The following is a 4,916-nucleotide window of genomic DNA, read 5'->3' as shown; positions in this document are numbered from 1 at the left end:
GACGGCGCGCCGCGCTCGACGCCGGCGCGGTGCAGCGCCTGGGCGAGTTCGGGCATCGGGCGCACGCCCTCGCCATCGGCGGTCAGCACCGCCGAGAAGGGCAGGTTGCGCGCGCCGGGCAGCGTGCCGGCGCGGGCATCGACCGGCGCCCTGACCCGGCCCTCGAACTGGGCGGGGGGACGGGCATCGACCAGCTGGGCGGCGTGGCTGTCGAGCGTCGCGCGCACCATCGGCATCGTCGCGAGATATTCGGTGGTGGGATGCGGGACGAAGACGGCGGGGCGGAGGGGAACATTGCCGCGGGCGACCGGATCGGCCGGGTCGGCGAACCAGGCGCGGTCGCCGCCGTTGAGGATCGAGGCGTTGTCGGCACCTTCCATGCGCAGCGTCCAGAACACGCGGGCGGCGGCGTTGAAGTCGCCGCGGGCGCGGCCGGCGGGGACGATGATGACGCGGGTCGCGTTGCCGATGCCGAAATGGCCGATGACGCCGGCGATCTGCTCCGGCGGGGGCAGCATGCCGGGGATGCCGTCGCGCGGGACGCGCCAGCCATCGTTGAGGAAGCCGGTGAAGACGGCGCCGGGAATGTGGCCGGCCTCGTAGGCCGGGCGCTGGGTGGCGGTGTCGTAGACCTCGAGGATGACCTGGCCGCGGTCGTGCAGGTGGGCGCGCAGCCAGGCGGCATCGACCAGCGGCGGCGCGGATGAGGCGGGCGCGGCGCGGGCGGGCGCGGTGGCGGCGAGGCCCAGCACCGCGATGCCGAGTGCCGCGGCGGAAAGCGATGCCATGATCGCGGCGGCCGGCCGGGCCGTGGCCAAGGCGGCTGTTCTCGTCTGCATGTTCATGAAAGTTCCGCTCCTTCCTCGCGCGCCGGGCGGCATTGCCGAGCCGCGGCGCGGCGTTGCGCCGTCATCACGATGCGCGCGCGGACAAATGAAGCCGCAGCAACCGCATCGCGCTGTTCAATATTGGATGCGCGGCGGCAAGGCGTTGACGCAGGTCAATGCGGGCGACGATCGGCGGCTTTATTGACTTCATCCATGCGGATGAGGCGGTTCGGCCGTCGAACGCCAGGTTGCCGGCGATGACGGGCGGCGCGCCCGAGCCGCCGGCATCGCGGGGATGGAAAAGGCGGCATGCAGAGACGCGATTTCATCAGGATGAGTTCCGCCGTCGCCTCGGCCGCGCTGCTCGGCCCGACCCTCGCCGGGTGCAGCCGCCCCGCCGAGTGGCAAAGGATGATGACCGAGGCGCCGGCGACGGAAACCCCGACCGTCTGCAATATCTGCTTCTGGGCCTGTGCCGCGAAGGTTCACACGCGCGGCGAGCGGCTGTGGAAGATCACCGGCAACCCGGAGGATGCGCATTGCGAGGGCCGGCTCTGCACGCGCGGGACCGGCGGGGTCGGCGCCTATTACGATCCGAACCGGCTGGTGCGGCCGCTGGTGCGGATGGGCAAGGGGGCGGACCAGCGCTTCGAGGTGGCGAGCTGGGACAACGCGCTGGGGCTCGTGGCCGAGCGGATGGAGAAGATCGCGCGCGAGCACGGGCCGGACCGGCTGGCGGCGCTCGTGCACGGGCCGGGGGCGGCGCATTTCAGCCATCTGGTGCGCGCCTTCGGTTCGGACAGCATCGCCGAGCCGGCCTTCGCGCAGTGCCGCGGGCCGCGCGACACCGGGTTCTTCCTGACGTTCGGTCAGGGCTTCGGCTCGCCCGAGCAGACCGACATGGCGAAGGCGCGCTGCATCGTGCTGATCGGCACGCATATCGGCGAGAACCTGCACAACAGCCAGGTGCGGACCTTCACCGACGGCATCCGCAACGATGCGACGATCATCGTCGTCGATCCGCGCTTCTCGGTCGCGGCGGGGAAGGCGAATCACTGGCTGCCGATCCGCCCCGGCACCGATATCGCGCTGCTGCTGGCGTGGATGAACGTGATTCTCGCGGAGCGGCGCTACGATGCCGGATATGTGGCGCGGAACACGGTGGGGCTGGAGGCGCTGTGCGCGCATGTCGCGCCGTTCACGCCGGAATGGGCCTATGGCGAGACCGGGATCGAGCCCGCGCTGATCCGCGAGACGGCGCGGCTGATGGCGGCGGCGGCGCCGGCGACGGTGGTGCATCCGGGCCGGCACTCGACCTGGTGGGGCGACGACACGCAGCGGGCGCGGGCGATGGCGATCCTCGCCGGGCTGCTCGGGATCTGGGGCCGCGAGGGCGGCTATTACCTGCCGGAGAGCGTCGCCCTGCCCGCCTATCCGGTGCCCGCCTATCCGGTGCCGAAGACCTCGTGGCGGGAGATCGCGCTGCCGGTGTTTCCGCTGGCGGGCGCGCCGGTCACCAATGTCATTCTCGACAACGCGCACGGGGCGGACGCGCATTACAAGGGGCTGATCGTCTACGACACCAACCTGCCGATGACGATGCCCGGAATCCGCAGGACGCTGGACGCGGCCGCGCAGTCGCTGGAGCTGATCGTCGCGGTCGACGTGCAGCCGGCCGAGGTGACCGGCTATGCCGATGTGGTGCTGCCGGAATGCTCGTATCTCGAACGGCACGACCCGCTGCGCAACAGCGGCGAGCGGTATCCCGCGCTCGCGCTGCGGGCACCGGCGCTGCCGCCGCGCGGGGAGTCGAAGCCGGGATGGTGGATCGCACGCGAGATCGGCACGCGGCTCGGCCTTGGGCGGTATTTCCCGTGGACGGATTACACCGAGGTGATCGACTGGCAGCTGCGCCAGGTCGGCTCCTCGCTGAAGGAGCTGGAGACGACCGGGATCAGGGCGTTCCCGCGGCGGACGCCGGCGTATTTCGCGCCGGGGGAGACGCCGCGCTTCGCGACGCCGAGCGGAAAGATCGAGTTGTTTTCGGCAACCTTGCAGCAGGCGGGGTTCGATCCGCTGCCGCGCTACACGCGGCCGGAGGCGCCGCCGGCGGATCATTTCCACCTCAATTACGGCCGCGCGCCGCAGCACAGTTTCAGCCGCACGCAGAACAATCCCGTGCTCTACCAGCTGATGCCGGAGAACCTGGTGTGGATCCATCCGACGGCGGCGCGGCGCTTCGGCATTCGCAACGGAACCTATGTCCGGCTGGTGAACCAGGACGGGGTGGTGAGCAACAAGGTGCGGGTGCGGGTGACCGAGCGGACGCGGCCGGATTCGGTGTGGCTGGTGCACGGGTTCGGCCATACGGCGCCGGGGCTTTCGCTCGCGCGCGGGCGCGGCGCCGATGATTCGGCGCTGATGACGCGGGTGCTCTACGACCCGATCATGGGCGGCACCGGCATGCGGGGCAATTTCGTGACGTTCCGCAAGGAGAGCGCGTGATGCCGCATTTCGCCATGGTGATCGACACGAAGACCTGCATCGGCTGCACCGACTGCGTCGATGCCTGCCGGATGGAAAACAACGTGCCGGAGGGGCTGTGCTATGACTGGGTGGTGGAGATCACCGAGGGGCGGTATCCGGAGCTGAAGACGGAATTCCGCTCGGAGCGGTGCAATCACTGCTCGCACGCGACCTGCGTCGACGCCTGCCCGACCGGGGCGAGCCAGTACTGGAACGGCAGCAACATCGTGGTGGTCGATGCGACGCGCTGCACCGGCTGCAAGGCGTGCATCGCCGCCTGCCCCTACGATTCCCGGCTGATCATGGAACCGCAGGGCTATATCGGCAAATGCACCTTCTGCGTCCATCGGGTGCAGTATGGCGAGGACCCGGCCTGCGTGGCGACCTGCCCGGCGCATGCGATGCATTTCGGGCTGCTGGACGATCCGGGCAGCGCGGTCAGCCGGCTGCTCGCCACGCGCGCGCATTACGTGCTGGCGCCGGAGACCGGCAACCAGCCCAACGTGTTCTACCTGCGTTAGTGCGGATGGCGGACGGAGGACGGGCGGATGCGTGAAGAGGTTCTGGCGAGCGTTCTGGCGAATCCCCGCGTCGAGCCGCATCTGGCGATCTGGGGATGGCAGATCGCGACCTATCTGTTTCTCGGCGGGCTGGCGGGCGGGATGATGCTGTGCTCGGGCGCGGTGATCCTCGGGCGGCGGGACGAGGATGCGCCCTTCGCCGCGCGGCGCGCGCCGCTGGTGGCGCTGGTGCTGCTGGCGGTCGGGCTCGGCGCGCTGTTCCTCGACCTCGAGCGCAAGATCAATGTGTGGCGGTTCTACACGGTCCTGCATGTGACCTCGCCGATGTCGTGGGGATCGTGGATATTGCTGCTGGTGATGCCGGCGCTGGCGCTGATGGCGCTGGGCGGGATCGATGCCGGGTTTCCGCCGCTGGCGCGATGGCTGCGGAGGCTGCCCGCGATCGGCGCGCTGGCGGGGCGGGTGATCGGGCTGAGCGTCGCGGCGCGGCGGGCGGTGGCGGCGGTGAACGTCGCGCTCGGGATCGCGCTCTGCGTCTATACCGGCGTGCTGCTCTCGGGGTTCAACGCGCGGCCGTTCTGGCATTCGGCGCTGCTCGGGCCGCTGTTCCTGGTCTCGGGCATGTCGACCGGGGCGGCGGTGATCGTTCTCGGCGCGCGCACGGTGAAGGAGCGGCACCTGTTCGGGCGGATCGATCTCGGGCTGATCCTGGCGGAGATGGCGCTGATCGGGCTGTTCCTGATCGACATGCTCAACGGCAATGCGTTGCAGCAGGCGGCGGTGGCGCTGCTGCTGGGCGGGGCGCTGACCGGGCTGTTCTGGGTCGGGTTCATGGCGCTCGGCCTCGCGCTGCCGCTGCTGATGGAGGCGGCGAGCTGGCGCCGGCCGATCGCGCTGCTGGCCGGCACCGCCTCGGTGCTGGTGCTGGTCGGCGGGTTCCTGCTGCGCGACATCGTCGTCACCGCCGGGCAGCAGACCGGCTGGCGGAGCTTCCACAACCAGTTCAACGCCGCCCTGCTCGACCGCCTGCGCCATGACGGCG

5 protein-coding genes are annotated in these 4,916 nt (G+C 70.5%); 4 read left to right on the top strand and 1 reads right to left on the bottom strand.

All coding sequences use genetic code 11. The features are described from left to right. On the bottom strand, nucleotides 1-788 hold a 788-nt coding region (locus APM_RS12315), incomplete at its 3' end, for a sulfurtransferase (protein ID WP_007423708.1). Here APM_RS12315 and APM_RS12310 point away from each other — a divergent pair. From APM_RS12310 to nrfD, 4 genes are all read left to right on the top strand, one after another. Next, on the top strand, nucleotides 787-1,032 hold the full coding sequence (locus APM_RS12310; protein WP_039888532.1) for a hypothetical protein: 246 nt from the start codon (nucleotides 787-789) through the stop codon (nucleotides 1,030-1,032). The two genes, APM_RS12315 and APM_RS12310, sit on opposite strands and share 2 nt — an antisense overlap. 104 nt (nucleotides 1,033-1,136) lie before the next feature. Continuing rightward, nucleotides 1,137-3,332: a molybdopterin-dependent oxidoreductase gene (locus APM_RS12305; protein ID WP_007423707.1), complete on the top strand. Its 2,196-nt coding sequence runs from the start codon at nucleotides 1,137-1,139 to the stop codon at nucleotides 3,330-3,332. After that, a complete protein-coding gene (locus APM_RS12300; protein ID WP_007423706.1) occupies nucleotides 3,332-3,874 on the top strand; it encodes a 4Fe-4S dicluster domain-containing protein in 543 nt (180 codons plus the stop codon). The genes APM_RS12305 and APM_RS12300 overlap by 1 nt, the downstream gene beginning before the upstream one ends. Nucleotides 3,875-3,901: 27 nt before the next feature. Further along, nucleotides 3,902-4,916 (top strand): NrfD/PsrC family molybdoenzyme membrane anchor subunit (gene nrfD / locus APM_RS12295; protein WP_007423705.1); only part of this gene is annotated, 1,015 nt, incomplete at its 3' end.

The organism is Acidiphilium sp. PM (assembly GCF_000219295.1).
Taxonomy (GTDB): Bacteria; Pseudomonadota; Alphaproteobacteria; order Acetobacterales; family Acetobacteraceae; genus Acidiphilium; species Acidiphilium multivorum.
The sequence above is the reverse complement of the archived record's forward strand: the minus strand, read 5'-3'. Positions and strand labels throughout refer to the sequence as shown.

Bases quoted from the DNA above. Each gene is read 5' to 3' on its own strand.
- APM_RS12305 (WP_007423707.1), top strand. From the start codon at position 1,137: ATGCAGAGACGCGATTTCATCAGGATGAGTTCCGCCGTCGCCTCGGCC.
- APM_RS12310 (WP_039888532.1), top strand. From the start codon at position 787: ATGATCGCGGCGGCCGGCCGGGCCGTGGCCAAGGCGGCTGTTCTCGTC.
- APM_RS12300 (WP_007423706.1), top strand. From the start codon at position 3,332: ATGCCGCATTTCGCCATGGTGATCGACACGAAGACCTGCATCGGCTGC.